Here is a 15,782-nt window from a genome sequence, read left to right as displayed (position 1 = left end):
TCAGCTGACGCCTCGCGCCGTGAGGGCAGATTCACCACTTAAGTGGTGAAACTCCCGCTTCTGTCATGAAGTTCCGTGACAGAAGCGGGAGTTTCTTCGCTTCAGCGGAGAAACTGCCGCGCGCTCACCAGGGGAAGTCGTCGGGCGTCGAGCCGTCGGAGACGCGCGCCGACTGGGCCGCGACCGAGACGACCTCACCGTTGACGAGCTGACGCCCGCGGCGGGTCTCGGGTTGACCGTTGACCCGCACCATGCCGGCGGACAGGAGCGCCTTCGCGTCCGAGCCCGACTCGACGAGGTTCGCGAGCTTGAGGAACTGACCGAGCTTGATCGAGGAGTCGCTGATCGCGACGTTGACGGGATCTGCAGACATGGGGCGAAGTCAATCACCTCCGGGGGCGGTTCAGCTCATCAGCACGGCGACCGTGTGGATCAGCACCCCGACCAGTCCGCCCACGAGGGTGCCGTTGATCCGGATGAACTGCAGGTCGCGACCCACGTGCAGCTCGATCCGGTCCGACGCCTCGCGGCCGTCCCAGCGCTCGATCGTGTGGGTGATGACCGCGGTGAGCTCGGAGCCGTAGCGCTCCACCGCGAAGACCACCGCGTCGGCAGCGCGGGCGTCGAGGCGCGCGCACAGCTCGGCGTCCGCACCGAGCCGTGCGGCGAAGTTCTGCACCTCCAGCAGCAGCCGACGTCGTACGGCGCCGTCGGGGTCGTCGAGCGAGGACGTGAGCACGCGTCGCAGCGCGTTCCACAGCGAGATCGCCGACGAGAGCACCGCCGGGTGCTCCAGCAGCCGCTCCTTGAGCGCCTCGGCCCGGCGCTGCACGTCGGGCTCGTGCAGCAGGTCCTCGGCGAGCTGGCGCAGCAGCGAGTCGAGCGCGGCACGCGCCCGGTGGTTCGGCTGACGGGAGATCTCATCGACCCAGCGCACGATCTCGGTGTGCACCCGCAGGGTCACGCGATCGTTGAGCCGCTCCGGCGTCCACCACGGCGCCCGCTCCCCGATGACCTCGCGCACCGTGTCGGGGTTCTCGCGCAGCCAGTCCCCCAGCTCGGCGAGCGCGAGGTCGACCAACCCGTGGTGGAGGTCGTCCTGGAGGGCCTCGCCCAGCAGCCCGCCCAGCAGCGGCGAGATCGGTTCCTCACGGAAGCGGGGCACGAGCGCCTCGTGCACCAACGCCTCGACGTGCTCGTCGCGGACCTTGCTCAGACCGACCGCGGACACCTCGGCGACCTCGACGACCACCCGGCGCGCGTTCTCGTCGACGCCCAGCCACGCGCCCACCCGGGCCGAGACCCCGGCGGAGGTGATCCGCTCGCGCACGATCTCCTCGGAGAGGAAGTTCTCCCCCACGAAGTCCTGGAGCCCCTTGCCCAGCTCGTCCTTGCGACGCGGGATCAGGGCGGTGTGCGGGATCGGCAGCCCCAGCGGATGGCGGAACAGCGCCGTGACGGCGAACCAGTCGGCGATCGCACCGACCATCGACGCCTCCGCGCCGGCGTTGACGTAGCCGAGCACGCCGTCCTGGTCGAGGGTCAGGAGGTAGACCACCGCAGCGAGCACCAGCAACGAGAGCGCGAGGGCTCTCATCCTGCGCAGACCACGGCGCCGTACGTCGTCAGGGGTCGGCGCTGGGGCTGACATCACATGGCTCACGCGCCCCATCCTTGCGCCTCCCTGGGCAGGACGCGTGGGAGACTCACCCTCATGTCTGCGAGCACCACCGTCATCACCTTCGGCACCTTCGACGTCTTCCACGTCGGCCACCTGCGTGTCATCGAACGCGCCGCCGCGCTCGGCGACCGTCTGGTCGTCGGGGTGTCGGCCGACGCGCTGAACGTCAGCAAGAAGGGCCGCGAGCCGGTGTTCAGCGAGGACGAGCGGATGGCGATCGTGGGCGCGCTGCGCGTCGTCGACGGAGTGTTCCTCGAGGAGAGCCTGGAGCTCAAGCGTGACTACATCCTCGAACACGGGGCCCGTACCCTCGTGATGGGCGATGATTGGGCAGGGAAGTTCGACGAGTTCGAGGACATCTGCGACGTCGTCTACCTGCCCCGCACGCCGGCGATCTCGACCACCGCGATCGTCGAGAAGATCTCGACCGGCAGCTGACCAGCCGCACCCGTTCCACCGCACGACCGGACCTTCCCCGATCCCGGAGCTGACCTCTATGCGCGTCACCCCGCTCTTCCCCTCCGCCGTCACGACGGTGCTCGCGGCGACTCTCGGAGCCGCCCTCGTCCTGGGGCTGCCTGGTCCGGGTGCGGTGGCCGACACGACGACCCCCTCGCCGAGCACCGCGACGCTCGTCGAGCCGGACGAGGTGCTCGAGCGTGCGGCCGACGCCCTGCGCGGCAGCGACGTCGCACCTGCGCCGGAACCCGCGCAGGCGGAGGACCACTCCCACGACGAGGCCGACGAGGCCGACGAGCGGGTCGAGGCCACGCTGGCCCTGCGCGACCTGTTCCTGGCGCGCAGCACCCTCGACGACGACGACGCGGTCGAGGCCGACCGGCTCCTCGCTCGCCCGACCGACGGCGTGAGCGACCCCTACGGCGACGGCTACACCGCACCGGAAGCACGGCTCTGCGCCGCTCGCGTCTGCGTCCACTGGGTTCGATCGGGCGCCGACGCCCCACCCAACGACGCCTGGGCCGAGAAGACCCTCGACATCGTCGAGAAGGTCTGGCGCCACCACGTTGGCGGCCTGGGCTACCGCAAGCCGGCCACCGACGGCAGCCGCGGCGGCAACGCCAAGTTCGACGTCTACCTCACCGAGCTGGGCAGCCGCGGCCTCTACGGCTACTGCGCCCCCGAGAACCGGGTCCAGGGCCAGGCCAAGCAGGCCTCGGGCTTCTGCGTGCTCGACAACGACTTCGCCAAGAGCCAGTTCGGCCGGGCGCCGCTGAAGACGCTGCGCGTCACGGCGGCTCACGAGTTCTTCCACGCCATCCAGTTCGCCTACGACTTCACCGAGGACCCCTGGCTCCTCGAGTCGACCGCCACCTGGATCGAGGAGCGTTTCGCCGACAGCGTCAACGACAACCGCAACTACCTCCGCTTCGGCCAGGCAGCGCGCGCCACCAAGCCCCTCGACCTCTTCGAGGGCAACGGTCTCGCGCACTACGGCAACTGGGTGTTCTGGGAGTTCCTCTCGGAGCGCTTCGGCAACAAGATCGTGCGGCGCACCATCGAGCGCACCGGCACCGGGGGCGGCCTTCCCGACGACTACTCCACCCAGGCGCTGCGAAAGATCTTGAAGAACAAGGGTGGCCTGCCGCGCCAGTACGCCGCGTTCGCGGCCGCCAACACCCAGCCGGGCCGCAGCTACGACGAGGGTGGCGCCTTCCCCGGGGTCGACCCGGTGAAGACCGTGGCGGTGTCGAGCTCCTCGCGTCGTACGACGTTCGGCACGCGCGTCAACCACCTCGCGGCCAAGACGCTCAAGGTCAAGGCGCGCTCGCTGAAGTCGAAGAAGTGGCGCCTCCGGATCAAGGTCGACGGCCCCAAGAAGTCGGCGTCGCCGGCGGTGGCCCTGCTGGTGCTCCGAGCGAACGGCACCCTGCAGCGACGCACGATCGACCTCAGCGCCTCCGGCAACGGCAAGCGGACGATCGGTTTCGACAGCCGCAAGGTCCGCTGGGCCAGTGTGACCTTGGCCAACGTCTCGACCCGCTACCAGTGCGACGCCGGCAGCGGATACGCCTGCGAGGGCCGTCCTCGCGACCAACGAGAGCGCTTCGAGGTCACGGCCAAGGCCGTTCGCCGCTGACTCACCTCCACCGGGCATCCGTCCAGTTCGCGAAGCAGCCGCCGCGAGGCTACTGTCGAAGGATGCCTGACCTCGAGATCGATGCCCCGGACCACGACGATCTCGACCTGGAGGCCACGGTCGACGGCGACGACGCCGACGCCGCTCCCGCCTGGCAGGACGCCGCCGACATCGGTCAGGACGCCGCCGTCGCGGCTTGGGCCGAGGCCGCCCGCCCGATCCTCGAGGACGCTGCTCGCGTCTACCAGGGTGTCGTGACGCAGAAGGAGCTCTGCGCGCAGGTGCAGGACGACGCCGGCGTCCGCACCAAGCAGCAGATCCGTCACTGGGTGAGCGACGTCCTCGACGTCGTCGCCGCCGACTGCACTGCTCGCTCCGAGCCGCTGCTCTCCTCGCTCGTCGTCAACGCCATGGGCAGCGTCGGTGACAACTACGCCGTCATCGTAGAGAAGCACACCGGCACTGCCCCGGTCGACGGTGACGACCACGCCGCCGCGCAACGCCTGGCCTGCTACCGCCAGTTCGACGCCAAGGGCCTGCCCGAGGACGGTGGCTTCGCCGCTCTGACCCCCCGTCTGGCCGGCGCCCGCGCCCGGGCCAAGAAGGCCCGCATCGCCGAGCGCGTGCTGCCCCAGTGCCCCGACTGCTTCATGGAGCTTCCCGCCACCGGCGTGTGCGACAACTGCGCCTGAGCACCCGGCACGAGTCGACCATGAACCAGCAGCTCTCGGACCCCGGTCTGCCCCCAGAGGCCGACGCCGTCGTCGGGCCGACCACCGTCCTGGCCCAGCGCTACGTCCTGGGCGCCGTCCTCGGGCGGGGCGGCGCGGCTGACGTCTACCGCGCCGAGGACCGGCTCCTCGACCGTCAGGTCGCCGTCAAGGTGCTGCGCAGCGGCACCGACAGCGCCACCGACCGCGCCCGCTTCATCGGCGAGGCCCGCACCCTGGCCAACCTCGGTCACCACGGGCTCGTCACCGTCCTGGACGCCGGGATCAGCGAGGCCCAGCTCGAGCAGCCCTTCTTGGTGATGGAGCTCGTCGACGGGCACACCCTCTCCGAGACGATCGCCGGCGGTCCGAGCGATCTGGCCGACATCACTCGCGTCGCGATCCAGCTCGCCGACGCGATCGCCTACGCCCACCAGCGCGACGTCGTGCACCGCGACGTCAAGCCGGGCAACGTGCTCCTCGACGCCTCGGGCACCGTCAAGCTGGCCGACTTCGGGATCTCGCGCCTCATCGGCGACGCTGCTCGTCACACCCAGACCGGGCACGCGGTCGGCACGGCTGCCTATCTTGCTCCCGAGCAGGTGCAGGGCGAGCCGTTGACGACCGCCGTCGACCTCTACTCCCTCGGTCTGGTCCTGCTCGAGATGTTCACCAGTCGTCGCGAGTACCCCGGTCCCCCGGCCGAGGCTGCGCTCGCCCGGCTCTCGCGCCAGCCGGTGATCCCCGACGACATCCCGCCGCACTGGCGCGCGCTGCTCGCCGACCTGACCGCACGCGAGCCCTCGGCCCGGCCCAGCGCGACGTGGCTCGCCTCCCGGTTGCGCGAGCTGCCACTCGTGCCTCCGCCGCCAGGGCCTCCCCCGGGCCTCGACCAGCCCGCCCCCACGGCGGTGCTGACCAACGTCGTGCCCCAGCAGCAACCCCAGCGGCAGCCCGGGCAGCAGCCGGTCCCGACCGTCCCTGCGGCGGCCGCCCAGCTCTCCGCGCTCGGCGAGCGCCTCGGCCATCAGGTGCGGGGCCTCGAACGCGACCACGTCGTGCTCGCGCTGGTAGCTCTCGCGATGGTGCTGCTGCTGATCGTGGCCGGACTCGCCGCCTGAGCGCGAGCCCCATGTGCGACTGAAGGGTGACGGATCCCGTGACGCAGCGGCGTCCGGATCTGCCGCCGACGGTCCGCTCCGACCGGAGGGCTCGAATGGTCACGAACAGCAGAAGAAGCGGGTCAAATTCGGTCGTTCGTGACCAATCGACGGTGTCCGCGCGAGCGCCCGACTCTGCCGATGTGCGGATGTCCCGCCCCGTGTCCCTCGCTCCTGGTCTGGAACCATGCGCGGGTGGCATTCAACGATCGCTTCCGGTTCAGCGTGCACGCGGCAGTGGTGGACGATGCAAGCCAGTCCGTGCTCCTGCTGCGCCAGTCATACGGCGATCAGCGTTGGGGACTGCCGGGGGGCGCAGTCGAACCGGGGGAAACGATCGTGGACGCTCTGGGGCGAGAGTGTCGAGAGGAACTTGGTGTCGAGGTCGAGATAGGCCCACTGACCGGGTGGTACTACCACCGCGAGTTCGAGTCGCAGGTCGGCATTTTCCGCTGTGGGCTACCGGCCGACGCGCCGATTGTCCTCTCGGGCGAGCACAGTGCCTTCCGGTGGACTCCCGTGCGCGAACTCGGGGGCGTCCAGGCAGCGCGAGTGCAGGCAGCCATTGATTACGCGGGCACCCTTCACGCTCAGGTGTTCTGACCTTCACAAACCCGCCACGAGCCTTCCTTCCGTCACGCAGGGAAACGTCCGGATCTGCCGCGATTCGCTCGTCGGGACCTGACCCAGTCTGCCGCCTGTCGGCGCACGTCGTGTCCAGAGCGGACTGCTTCTCCACTTGGAGCCCTCAGCGATCGGGATCCGGTGATCTTGATACGTCGTCGGGATCGCGCGGTTACTCCTTCGCAATCACCGTTCATTGCTCGATGGTGACCAGTACGCCGAGAGGCCCGAGGTTGGCCACAAGTTCCTTTGCGTCTATGAGGTCCCAGAGGTAGCGGGCATCGGTGTTCTCACTACGGATGAGGTGGTCGGCAGCGATAGCGGCGACGGCGGCCGTGCCTTGCGACTGGCCATTTCCGATTGCTACTGCCCGTCGGCCGCCGTCGGTCTCCACGACTCCAGCCCACCACGCGGTGTCGCCGACAGCCTGACGCGACTGTTGCGTGATGCGGCGGAGCATTCCAGGCAGTTTCGGGACGGCGCTGGCTGTCGCAAGCGCTCGCCCGGCGAGGCGTGAGTCGAAGCAGTATCTAGTGATGACTGCAACGTTGAGCTCTTGGGCGAGAAGTGCGCGATCGGCGAAGTCGATCCGCCATGCGCGGCGGCGGCCGAACCCCCCGGGGAAATCGATGGTCCGTGGGTCGGAAAAGTTGCGGAATGCTCCGGTGGGGTCGTCGATGTCTTGACCGAGTTGGTGGTAGGTCCAGTCTCGTGAGGCTTCGCCGTAGTCTTCGCCGAGGCCAACAAGGCAGGAGATCTCGACGGCATTTGTCCCGGGGTCTCTGGCGACGAGATGTCGGGCCAGGACGCTTGTAAGGCCGGGGGTCAACCCAACACCAACGATGAGGGGTGGGCCGATGCGTGTGGCGTTGGCAAGCTGAAGGGCGTAGCGGCTCGAGGCGGTGATGTCGACCATCGCCCAGCCGGCGTCGCGCCATTTCTGAACGGCAACCACGTCTTCGATCCCAGTGCAGTTGACTGCGATACCGGGTGGGACGTCACCGATACTGGCGGGGTCGGTGAACTCGCCTCGAGTGCTGGTTGCCCTCGTCGGGAGGGTTGCAGTCAATCGTCCTGGGTGGCGCGAGACTGCGATGACGTCCCGGCCCATGGCGGCGAGAATGGCCGCAACACGGGCGCCCACGGCACCGGTCGCGCCCAGAACCGCGATGGAGGGACCGGGCAAGGAGGGCAACTCGGGCTGTGCGGTCATAGTGAGGGCGTTTCCACAGTGGCGGGAGTGTCGGTGGTCGGGTGGGGGTCGGGGGGCCTTCCGACAATGGGGTCCTTGCGCCGCTCATCCGATGATCCAGATGCCTCCGACACCACGTTCGTTGACCCTAACCCGCCGACACGCGTTGTGCGTCACCTTCGCTGGGCGCCAAGGCATCAGCGATAGGCCGCACTGTCTGGAAAGAGGCTCAATGAGCGGTGGACAAGTGTCAACGCGTGCCCTTGGTTGCTGGCCAGCAAACGCACTCATCTGCCGCCAGGAGGGCTCCGCCCGACCATGCCGCGATCCGCTGGCTTGGTCTTCGAAAGTGGGCAGGCCATTTTTCTACCCCACCAAAGGACCGACGTGCCTCAGCAGCCCAAGCGCCTCCCCGGCGAGGCGAACCCGACGCCGGACGCAGCTGCTCCTGGTCATGTCGCCCGACAGAGCTGGATGAGCCGTGGTCAGGGCGACGGCGACTACGGTCTTGTCCGCGGCATCGTCGCCCTCGTCGCCTGGCGTCAACGCCGCAGTACGCGCAAGAACCGGTAGGTGCCTCAATCGCCGAGGAGCGCGAGCTAGCCGCCGGCCATCGCACCGAGCACGATCAGCGGCTCGCGCCCCTGCACGACCGCGAGGGGCAGGTCGGTGTCAGGGTCGTCGTGGGAGAGGTCCTCCTCGCACGCGAAAAACCTGATGAAGGCGCGCCGCCGCTTGGTCGTGCGATCGCGGATGGTCCCCAGCAGCGCCGGGTGCGCGCCCTCCAGGGCGTCCAACACGCTGCGCTGGGTGACCGCACCGTCGACGACCACCTGCACCTCCTTGTCGAGGCCCACCATCGCGCGCAGCGGTGCGGGGAGCACGACGCGGACGACGGTGCCGCTGGGGGCAGCGGTGCTGCTCACGGGAGGGTCTGCACCTCCACCGACAGCACGGCGGGCAGGTCGCGCACGATCGCGGTCCACGAGTCGCCGGAGTCGTTCGAGGCGTAGACCTGCCCGCCGGTGGTGCCGACGTACAGGCCGCACGACTCGTGGGAGTCGACCGCCATCGCGTCGCGCAGCACGTTGACGTAGCAGTTCTCCTGCGGCAGGCCGTCGGTCAGCGCCTCCCACTCCTCGCCGCCGGTGCGACTGCGGTAGACCCGCAGCTTGCCCTCCGGCGGCACGTGGAGCACGTCGCTCTCGATCGGCACGACGTAGATGGTCTCGGGCTCGTGGGCGTGCACGGAGATGACGAAACCGAAGTCGCTGGGGAGGTTGCCGCTGACCTCGTGCCAGCTGTCGCCGGCATCGGTGGAGCGCATGACGTCCCAGTGCTTCTGCATGTAGAGCACGTCGGGGCTGCTGGGGTGCAGGTCGAGGTGGTGCACGCAGTGCCCGACCTCGGAGTCCTCGTCGGGGATCTCTCCGGAGCGCAACCCCTTGTTGATCGGCAGCCAGGTCTCACCGCCGTCATCGGTGCGGAAGGCGCCCGCCGCCGAGATCGCCACGAAGAGCCGCTGCGGGTCGGTCGGATGCTCCAGGATCGTGTGAAGGCACATGCCGCCGGCGCCGGGCTGCCACTGCGGCCCGGTGTCGTGGCGACGCAGGCCCGACAGCTCGGTCCAGGAGCGGGCGCCGTCGGTCGACTTGAACAGAGCGGCGTCCTCGACGCCGGCGTAGACCGTGTCGAGGTCGTGGATGCTCGGCTCGAGGTGCCAGACACGGGTGAACTCCCACGGACGCAGGCTGCCGTCGTACCACTGGTGCTCGCCGGGGACGCCGTCGTAGGTGAAGTCGTTGTCGACGACGTCCCAGGTGGAGCCGCCGTCGTCGGAGCGGTGGACGACCTGGCCGAACCACCCGCTGCTCTGCGAGGCGTAGAGCCGCTGCGGATCGAGCGGCGAGCCCTTGACGTGGTAGATCTCCGCGCCCGGGAAGTGCGGGCCGTCGACCGTCCACTGCGTGCGGTCCTCGTCGGAGGAGAGGATGAAGGCGCCCTTGCGGGTGCCGACCAAGACGCGCGTGCCACTCACCGATACTCCTGACCTTGTCGGGCCGCCGACGCTACTCGCGCGAGGCCCTTCAGGCCAGGGCGTCAGCCCTCGATCACGTCGGGACGCCAGTGGGCCAGCGCCGTCATGAACGCACGCGGCTCGACGGTCTGGTCGTCGAGGTGCACCGGGCTCAGCCCGCGGCGCACGATCGTCATCTCCCAGTCGCCGGACTCGGGCGCACCGGTGATCTCGATCGCCGTCCCGTCGCCGCGGAGGTCGAAGGTGTGCCGCATGTCGCCCAGGCGCAGGTTGAGGGCTCCGTCGACGATCTCGACGTCGGTGGAGCGGCCTCCGAGCCAGATGACGAAGAACAGGGCGAGCAGCGTGATGAACAGCGGCAGGAGCGCGATCGCCGGCAGACCGCCGTTGGTGATCGCCAGGATCGCGGTGGTCGAGCCGGCGACGACGACGACACCGATGCCGGCCATCATCATCGCGGGATAGCGACGCACCTCGTGGAAGGAGCCGGGCGCTGCCGGGGCCGAAAGTGCAGCGGGGCTCGCGGTCGCAGCCTTCTCCGCTCGAGCGGCGGATCGCTGCTCGGCCACCGAGCGCGACTTGGCCATGATGCGCTCGGCGGTGCCGCCAAGGGCTGCGGCGCCAGGAATCGAACGCGGCTCGCGGGGTTCCTTGACCGGCTTGGCCTGCTTGGCCGGGTTGGCACCGGCCAACGGCAGCGACGGCGTGAGTCGGGCGGTGTGGTCTTCCTCGACCGACTCGAGGTCGGTCTCGTCCTCGTCGACCACGTCGATCTCGGCGTCCACGACCTCGACGGGCTCGTCGACCTCGTCCGGTCCCGGAGCCGCCTCGATCTCGGCAGCGGTGATGTCGGCGACGACGTCGTCGTCAGGTGCCGCACGGTGAGTGGCCGTCTCGGGCGCCTCGGGCCCGGCCGGCGCCTGCGCGGACGCCAGCGTCGCCGGCCGGGGTACGGCGAGCAGCCGGGCTCGCGCCTCGGCGAGCTGGATGGCGAGGTCGGCGGCCCTGGTCTCGGCCTCCGCGCGCGCCTGGGCGTGCCTGGCTGCGGTGCGCTCGGCGTCGGCGCGCGACTGCGCCTGCTGGGCTGCCTCGCGCTTGGCGCTGGAGAGCTGTTCCTGCGCGACTCGCAGCGACTCACGGTGCTCGCTCAGCAGGGCCTCGGCCTGCTCCTCGGCCTCGCGGCGCTGCTGAGACGCCGTCTCGGCGAGGTGGGCCTGGGCGCGAGCCGACTCCTCGGCCTCGAGCCGGGCTCGCGAGGCGGTCTTGGCGGCGTCCTCGACCGAGTGGCGCAGCTGGTTGGCCAGACGCGCCTCCTCGGCGGCGGCGGCCGCCTGCTCCTGGCTGGACGCGGCGATCCGGTTGGCCTCGACGACCAGCTCGATCTGCTCGCGGGCCTTGGCCTCGGCCTGACCGCGATCGAGGAAGGCCTGCTCGGCCAACCGGGCCTGCTCGGTGGCGGCGAACTCGGCGGCCTGGCGCAGCTCGAGGGCACGGGTGCTGAAGGTGGCGTACTCCTCCGCGGCCGCGGTGGCGCCCTCGGACACCTCCCGGGCGCGGTTCTCGGCCTCCATGGCCGCGATGTGCGCTTCCTCGGCGAGCCCGACGTGGCGGCTGGCGGCACGCTCGGCCTCACCACGGGCGCGGGTCTGCTCGGCTGCGTTCTCCTGGAGCACGGCCCGCTCGGTCTCGGCCTGCTCGACGAACGTCGCGAACTCCTGCGCGGCCAGCGTCGCCCGCACTCCGATGTCGCGGGCGGCCTCCTCGGCCTCGGTGCGCTCGAGCAGCGCCACGCGGGCCAGCTCGGCCTGGGCTGCGGCGTCCTCGTCGGCCTGCCGGCGGGCCTCGGCCTGAGCCGCGGCGGCACTCTCGATCGCCCGACGCTCCTCCAGCGAACGGCGAGCAAAAGCGGTGTGCTCCTCGGCGGCGGTGGCGGCCTCGTCGCCCACGCGCTGGGCCATCTCGGCGGCCTCGGCCGCAGCGAGCTGAGCCTGACGGGCCAGCTCGCTCTGTCGTACGGCGAGCTCCTCGGCCTCGATGCGGGCCTTCGCGGCCTCAGCAGCAGCCGACTGCAGCACGTCACGGTCGGCAGCGGCACGACGTACGAAGTCGGAGTACTCCTCGGCCGCCAGGCTGGCGGCGTCGGCCAGCTCACGAGCGCGGTCCTCGGCTGCCGCGCGCTGCACCATGGCCTGCTCGGCGAGCGAGGACTGCTCGGCGGCAGCCTCCTCGGCAGCACGGCGGGCGTCGGCCAGCTCGTTGAGCGCGAGCTCGACGGCCTGGCGGTCCTCGGCGGCGTGCCGGGTGAAGGCGGCGTGCTCCTCGGCCTTGCTCGAGGCCTGCTCGGCGACGCTGCGGGCGCGCAGCTCGGCGTCCTGGGCGGCCTGGTGGGCTTCCTCGGCCAACCGGGCGTGCCGCTCGGTGGCTTCCTCGGCAGCCGTGCGAGCCCGGATCTGCTCACGGGCGACCCGCTCGAGCCGGTCCCGCTCCTCGTGCGCCTCGCGGACGGCGGCGAGGTGCTCGTCGGCGGCGGCCACGTTGGCCTCGGACAGCTCGAGTGCGCGCTGCTCGCTGGCCGCGCGGTCAGCGAGCGCCTGCTCGGCCAGCTCGGTGTGGTAGCGGGCGTTCTCCTCGGCGCGGGCGCGCGCGACGGAGGCCTCCTGGGCGTCGACGGCTGCGCGGCGCGCGGCTGTCTCGGCAGCCTCGCGCTCGGCCAGGGTGGTGACGACGCGCTCGGCCAGCTCGGTGGCGTGCCGCTCGGCGGACTCGCGCTTGGACGACTCCGACTCGGCCATCTCGACGTGGTCGCGGGCCGACTTCTCGGCCGACTCCCGGGCCGAGGCCGCGCGCTGAGCGGCTTCCTCGGCGGAGCGCCGCTGCTCGGCGTACCGGACGGCCGCGGACTCAGCGGCGGCGCGGGCCTCGTGAGCCTCGGCGGCAGCGGCCGCCTGCTCAGCAGCGGCTCGCTCGGCGATGGTGCGGGCGGTGATCGCCTCTGCGGCCAGCTCCTCGGCCACCAACCTCTCGGCTGCCTGCTCGGCGGCCGCCATCTCGGCGTCGCGACGCAGCTTGGCTGCCTGCTCCGTCGCGCCGGAGTACGGTGAGGTCGAAGCCATGGCCTACCTGGGTCCTGTCGGGGTCCGAAAAATGGTGTGGTCGAGGTGCGATCCTACCCACCCCTGACCCAGGTCGAGAAACGCGCGCACCCCCCGGATGGGCGATGCCGCGATGGCTGCTCAGGCCAGCAGGAACACGCGCAGGGCGGAGAGGAAGGCGTCCGGCTGCTCGGAGTGGATCCAGTGCCCCGCGCCCTTGATCGTGGCCAGTCGCGTGCGGGGGAAGAGCGAGCGCATCGTCTCCTCGTGCTCGGGCCGCACGTAGTCGGACTTCTCCCCCGCCAGCCACAGCACCGGGTGGTCGAAGGTCGCCTCGATCTCGGGCCACCCGCCGATCACGGCCAGCTCGCTGCGCAGAAGGTCGAGGTTGGCCTGCCAGGCAAAGCCGTCGTCGGTGCTTCGCAGGTTCTGCAGCAGGAATCCGCGCACGGCGGCGTTGCTGATGTGGGGCGCCAGCTGCTCGTCGGCGTCGCTGCGCAGCTCGAGCGCGGGCAGGTCGAGCCGGGCGAGGCTGTCGAGGAGGTGCTCGAACTCCCCGGCCCCCTCGCTGCGCGCGGGCGAGATGTCGGAGACGACCAGGCGGTCGACAAGATCGGGGTGACGCAGGGCCAGCACCATCGCGACCTTGCCGCCCATCGAGTGTCCGACGACGTGCGAGGCCGGCTCGCCGTCGTACGTCGTGCGCAGCCACTCGGCGACCACGTCGGCGACGACCTCGTAGTCGGTGGTCTCGGTCCAGGCCGAGCGTCCGTGGTTGGGGAGGTCGACCAGCACCGAGCGGAGGTCGGGCACGAGCGCCTTCGCGGCCTGGGTGAAGTTGCGGCCCTGGCCGAAGAGGCCGTGCAGGAAGACCACGCGCGGGCCCTCGGTGCCGATCTCGGTGGCGTGGATCGTCGGCGCAGTCATGGCTGCACCCTTTCACCCCGCCGCATCAGCGCAGCAGCGCGGCCAGCTCGTCGAGCGAGGTCACGTGGTGGTCCGGCGCCGTGAAGTGGTCGGGGTAGGTGCTGCCGTTCCGGTCGATCCAGGCGGTGCGCAGCCCGGCACGCGCGGCGCCGTCGATGTCCCACGGGTGGACGGCGACGAGCACGGCGTCGGCAGCCTCAACCCCGCACCGCTCCAGCGCGTAGGCGTAGGCGCCGGCCGCGGGCTTCCAGACGCCGGCGTCCTCGACCGAGAGCAGGGCCTCGAAGTGCTCGCGGAGACCGGCAGCCTCCAGCAGCTTTTCGGCGACGCTCGCCGAGCCGTTGCTCAGCGTGACCAGTCGGTGCCCGTCGGCCGCCAGCGACCGCACCCCGTCGGCGACGTCGGGGTGCACGTCGAGCGCGCCGAACCCGGACAGCACGTGGCTCACGGCGTCGTCCACGGGACGGTCGAGGTCGACCCCGCCGAGGACGATGCGCAGGTGGTTGCCCGCGATCTCGACGAACGGCGCGCTCGCTCCCACGGCGGTGAGGGCGAACCCGTCGCGCAGCACCCCGGCGAACCAGGTGGGCGCCAGGTGGGCGGGGGCTCCGACGTCAGCGAAGCGCTCCCCCATCGGCTCGAGGTCGGAGAGGGTCTCGTTGACGTCGAAGATCACCAGGCCTGCAGACATGTCCTCACCGTACGAGCCGGTGCGAAGTCTGCGGTCCGGTGATGCCGCCGGCTCCCCTAGACGACCCCGAGCGCCAGCATCGCGTCGGCGACCCGGATGAAGCCGGAGATGTTGGCGCCGGCGCTGTAGTCGCCCGGGCTGCCGTACTCGTCGGCCGTGGTCAGGCATCGCTCGTGGATGCCGCGCATGATCTCGGCGAGACGGTCCTCGGTGTGCTGGAAGGTCCAGGAGTCGCGCGAGGCGTTCTGCTGCATCTCCAGGGCGCTGGTGGCGACGCCGCCGGCGTTGACCGCCTTGCCGGGAGCGAAGGTGACACCGGCCTCGGCGAGCACGTCCACGGCCTCGGGCGTGCACGGCATGTTGGCGCCCTCGGCAACGATGGTGCAGCCGTTGCGGGCCAGGGTCGCCGCATCCTTGCCGTTGAGCTCGTTCTGGGTGGCGCAAGGCAGGGCGATGTCGCACGGCACGTCCCAGACCGAGCCACCCTCGACCAGACGGGCGTCGGGCCGCTCCTCGGCGTACGCCGAGATCCTGGCGCGACGGACCTCCTTGACGTCGCGGAGCAGGGCCAGGTCGATGCCGGCCTCGTCGACGACGTAGCCGCTGGAGTCGGAGCAGGCCACGACCGTGCCGCCGAGCTGCTGGACCTTCTGGATCGCGTAGACGGCGACGTTGCCGGAGCCGGAGACGACCACGCGCTTGCCGTCGAGGGAGTCCTTGCGATCGCGCAGGATCTCCTCGACGAAGAACACCGTGCCGTAGCCGGTCGCCTCGGTGCGCACTTGCGACCCGCCCCAGGACAGGCCCTTGCCGGTGAGCACCCCGGACTCGTAGCGGTTGGTGATGCGCTTGTACTGGCCGAAGAGGTAGCCGATCTCGCGGCCACCCACGCCGATGTCGCCGGCCGGGACGTCGGTGTACTCGCCGATGTGACGGTAGAGCTCGGTCATGAAGGACTGGCAGAAGCGCATCACCTCGCCGTCCGAGCGGCCCTTCGGGTCGAAGTCGGAGCCGCCCTTGCCGCCGCCGATGGGCATGCCGGTCAGGGAGTTCTTGAAGATCTGCTCGAAGCCGAGGAACTTCACGATGCCCAGGTAGACGCTCGGGTGGAAGCGCAGACCGCCCTTGTAGGGGCCGAGGGCGGAGTTGAACTCGACGCGGAAGCCGCGGTTGATCTGCACCTGACCCTCGTCGTCGACCCACGGCACCCGGAAGATGATCTGCCGCTCGGGCTCGCAGAGACGACGGAAGACGGCGGCGTCGGCGTACTGCGGGTGCTTCGCCACGACGGGCCCGAGGCTGTTGAGGACCTCCTGCACCGCCTGGTGGAACTCCTGCTCGCCGGGGTTGCGCTGCAGCACCTCGTCGTAGATGTCGACCAGCTTTTCGTCCAGCACGCGCTCTCCTCTGTTCTGCCGGGTGTGCGGGGGCACCTCGGATCGTCCGGCGATCCCATCATGCTGTGCGTCGCCTGTGCTCGACGGCTGTGCTCAGCTCGGCCTGCCCGCTGATCGCGGCGCCCCGGGCACCGGGCAGCGGGCAGGCCGCCGCCAAGCCCGGCCGGAATTG

At 70.6% G+C, this 15,782-nt stretch carries 15 protein-coding genes; 6 read left to right on the top strand and 9 right to left on the bottom strand.

Annotated features, from left to right (window positions below; genetic code table 11):
- Nucleotides 1–124: 124 nt before the first annotated feature.
- Together VOI19_RS02290 and VOI19_RS02285 are read right to left on the bottom strand one after the other, a co-directional pair.
- Complete coding sequence (locus tag VOI19_RS02290) at nt 125–373, bottom strand: RNA-binding S4 domain-containing protein (protein ID WP_323791335.1); 249 nt, start codon at nt 371–373, stop codon at nt 125–127.
- A gap of 30 nt (nt 374–403) precedes the next feature.
- Nucleotides 404–1,663, bottom strand: coding sequence for a DUF445 domain-containing protein (locus tag VOI19_RS02285; protein ID WP_323791334.1), 1,260 nt, complete (start codon nt 1,661–1,663; stop codon nt 404–406).
- Nucleotides 1,664–1,714: 51 nt separating this feature from the next.
- Between VOI19_RS02285 and VOI19_RS02280 the strand changes: the two genes are divergently transcribed.
- The 5 genes from VOI19_RS02280 to VOI19_RS02260 all read left to right on the top strand — a co-directional run bounded on the left by VOI19_RS02280 (nt 1,715) and on the right by VOI19_RS02260 (nt 6,252).
- Nucleotides 1,715–2,119 carry an adenylyltransferase/cytidyltransferase family protein gene (locus VOI19_RS02280; RefSeq protein ID WP_323791333.1) on the top strand — a complete coding sequence of 135 codons (405 nt, stop codon included), beginning with the start codon at nt 1,715–1,717 and terminating at the stop codon, nt 2,117–2,119.
- A 58-nt stretch (nt 2,120–2,177) separates the two neighbouring features.
- The gene (locus VOI19_RS02275; protein WP_323791332.1) at nt 2,178–3,779 is read left to right on the top strand and encodes an MXAN_6640 family putative metalloprotease; all 1,602 of its coding nucleotides are present in this window, start codon (nt 2,178–2,180) and stop codon (nt 3,777–3,779) included.
- Nucleotides 3,780–3,841: 62 nt separating this feature from the next.
- Nucleotides 3,842–4,471 (top strand): hypothetical protein, encoded by a 630-nt coding sequence (locus tag VOI19_RS02270; protein WP_323791331.1) that lies wholly within the window; start codon nt 3,842–3,844, stop codon nt 4,469–4,471.
- A gap of 20 nt (nt 4,472–4,491) precedes the next feature.
- Nucleotides 4,492–5,610, top strand: coding sequence for a serine/threonine-protein kinase (locus VOI19_RS02265; RefSeq protein ID WP_323791330.1), 1,119 nt, complete (start codon nt 4,492–4,494; stop codon nt 5,608–5,610).
- A gap of 234 nt (nt 5,611–5,844) precedes the next feature.
- A complete protein-coding gene (locus VOI19_RS02260; RefSeq protein ID WP_323791329.1) occupies nt 5,845–6,252 on the top strand; it encodes an NUDIX domain-containing protein in 408 nt (135 codons plus the stop codon).
- Between the two features lie 214 nt (nt 6,253–6,466).
- On the opposite strand, the gene VOI19_RS02255 is transcribed toward VOI19_RS02260, so the two are convergent.
- Nucleotides 6,467–7,486, bottom strand: coding sequence for a hypothetical protein (locus VOI19_RS02255; RefSeq protein WP_323791328.1), 1,020 nt, complete (start codon nt 7,484–7,486; stop codon nt 6,467–6,469).
- A gap of 366 nt (nt 7,487–7,852) precedes the next feature.
- On the opposite strand from VOI19_RS02255, the gene VOI19_RS02250 reads away from it, so the two are divergent.
- Entirely contained in the window at nt 7,853–8,038 is a 186-nt protein-coding gene (locus VOI19_RS02250; protein ID WP_323791327.1) for a hypothetical protein, read from the top strand.
- A gap of 26 nt (nt 8,039–8,064) precedes the next feature.
- Here VOI19_RS02250 and VOI19_RS02245 read toward each other — a convergent pair whose 3' ends face one another.
- The 6 genes from VOI19_RS02245 to gdhA form a co-directional block, all read right to left on the bottom strand.
- Nucleotides 8,065–8,391, bottom strand: a complete 327-nt coding sequence (locus tag VOI19_RS02245) for a MoaD/ThiS family protein (protein WP_323791326.1) — start codon at nt 8,389–8,391, stop codon at nt 8,065–8,067.
- Nucleotides 8,388–9,503: an exo-alpha-sialidase gene (locus tag VOI19_RS02240; protein WP_323791325.1), complete on the bottom strand. Its 1,116-nt coding sequence runs from the start codon at nt 9,501–9,503 to the stop codon at nt 8,388–8,390. Before VOI19_RS02240 ends, VOI19_RS02245 begins: the two co-directional genes overlap by 4 nt.
- A 62-nt stretch (nt 9,504–9,565) precedes the next feature.
- Nucleotides 9,566–12,616, bottom strand: a complete 3,051-nt coding sequence (locus VOI19_RS02235; RefSeq protein ID WP_323791324.1) for a hypothetical protein — start codon at nt 12,614–12,616, stop codon at nt 9,566–9,568.
- Between the two features lie 120 nt (nt 12,617–12,736).
- Complete coding sequence (locus VOI19_RS02230) at nt 12,737–13,522, bottom strand: alpha/beta fold hydrolase (protein ID WP_323791323.1); 786 nt, start codon at nt 13,520–13,522, stop codon at nt 12,737–12,739.
- Nucleotides 13,523–13,547: 25 nt separating this feature from the next.
- The gene (locus tag VOI19_RS02225) at nt 13,548–14,213 is read right to left on the bottom strand and encodes a haloacid dehalogenase type II (RefSeq protein ID WP_323791322.1); all 666 of its coding nucleotides are present in this window, start codon (nt 14,211–14,213) and stop codon (nt 13,548–13,550) included.
- 56 nt (nt 14,214–14,269) lie between these two features.
- Complete coding sequence (gene gdhA, locus VOI19_RS02220) at nt 14,270–15,607, bottom strand: NADP-specific glutamate dehydrogenase (RefSeq protein WP_323791336.1); 1,338 nt, start codon at nt 15,605–15,607, stop codon at nt 14,270–14,272.
- Nucleotides 15,608–15,782 lie beyond the last annotated feature (175 nt).

The organism is Nocardioides sp. (assembly GCF_034670285.1).
Taxonomy (GTDB): Bacteria; Actinomycetota; Actinomycetes; order Propionibacteriales; family Nocardioidaceae; genus Nocardioides.
The sequence above is the reverse complement of the archived record's forward strand: the minus strand, read 5'-3'. Positions and strand labels throughout refer to the sequence as shown.

Bases quoted from the DNA above. Each gene is read 5' to 3' on its own strand.
- VOI19_RS02235 (WP_323791324.1), bottom strand. From the start codon at position 12,616: ATGGCTTCGACCTCACCGTACTCCGGCGCGACGGAGCAGGCAGCCAAG.
- VOI19_RS02280 (WP_323791333.1), top strand. From the start codon at position 1,715: ATGTCTGCGAGCACCACCGTCATCACCTTCGGCACCTTCGACGTCTTC.
- VOI19_RS02290 (WP_323791335.1), bottom strand. From the start codon at position 373: ATGTCTGCAGATCCCGTCAACGTCGCGATCAGCGACTCCTCGATCAAG.
- VOI19_RS02255 (WP_323791328.1), bottom strand. From the start codon at position 7,486: ATGACCGCACAGCCCGAGTTGCCCTCCTTGCCCGGTCCCTCCATCGCG.
- VOI19_RS02230 (WP_323791323.1), bottom strand. From the start codon at position 13,522: ATGACTGCGCCGACGATCCACGCCACCGAGATCGGCACCGAGGGCCCG.
- VOI19_RS02275 (WP_323791332.1), top strand. From the start codon at position 2,178: ATGCGCGTCACCCCGCTCTTCCCCTCCGCCGTCACGACGGTGCTCGCG.
- VOI19_RS02270 (WP_323791331.1), top strand. From the start codon at position 3,842: ATGCCTGACCTCGAGATCGATGCCCCGGACCACGACGATCTCGACCTG.
- VOI19_RS02265 (WP_323791330.1), top strand. From the start codon at position 4,492: ATGAACCAGCAGCTCTCGGACCCCGGTCTGCCCCCAGAGGCCGACGCC.
- VOI19_RS02225 (WP_323791322.1), bottom strand. From the start codon at position 14,213: ATGTCTGCAGGCCTGGTGATCTTCGACGTCAACGAGACCCTCTCCGAC.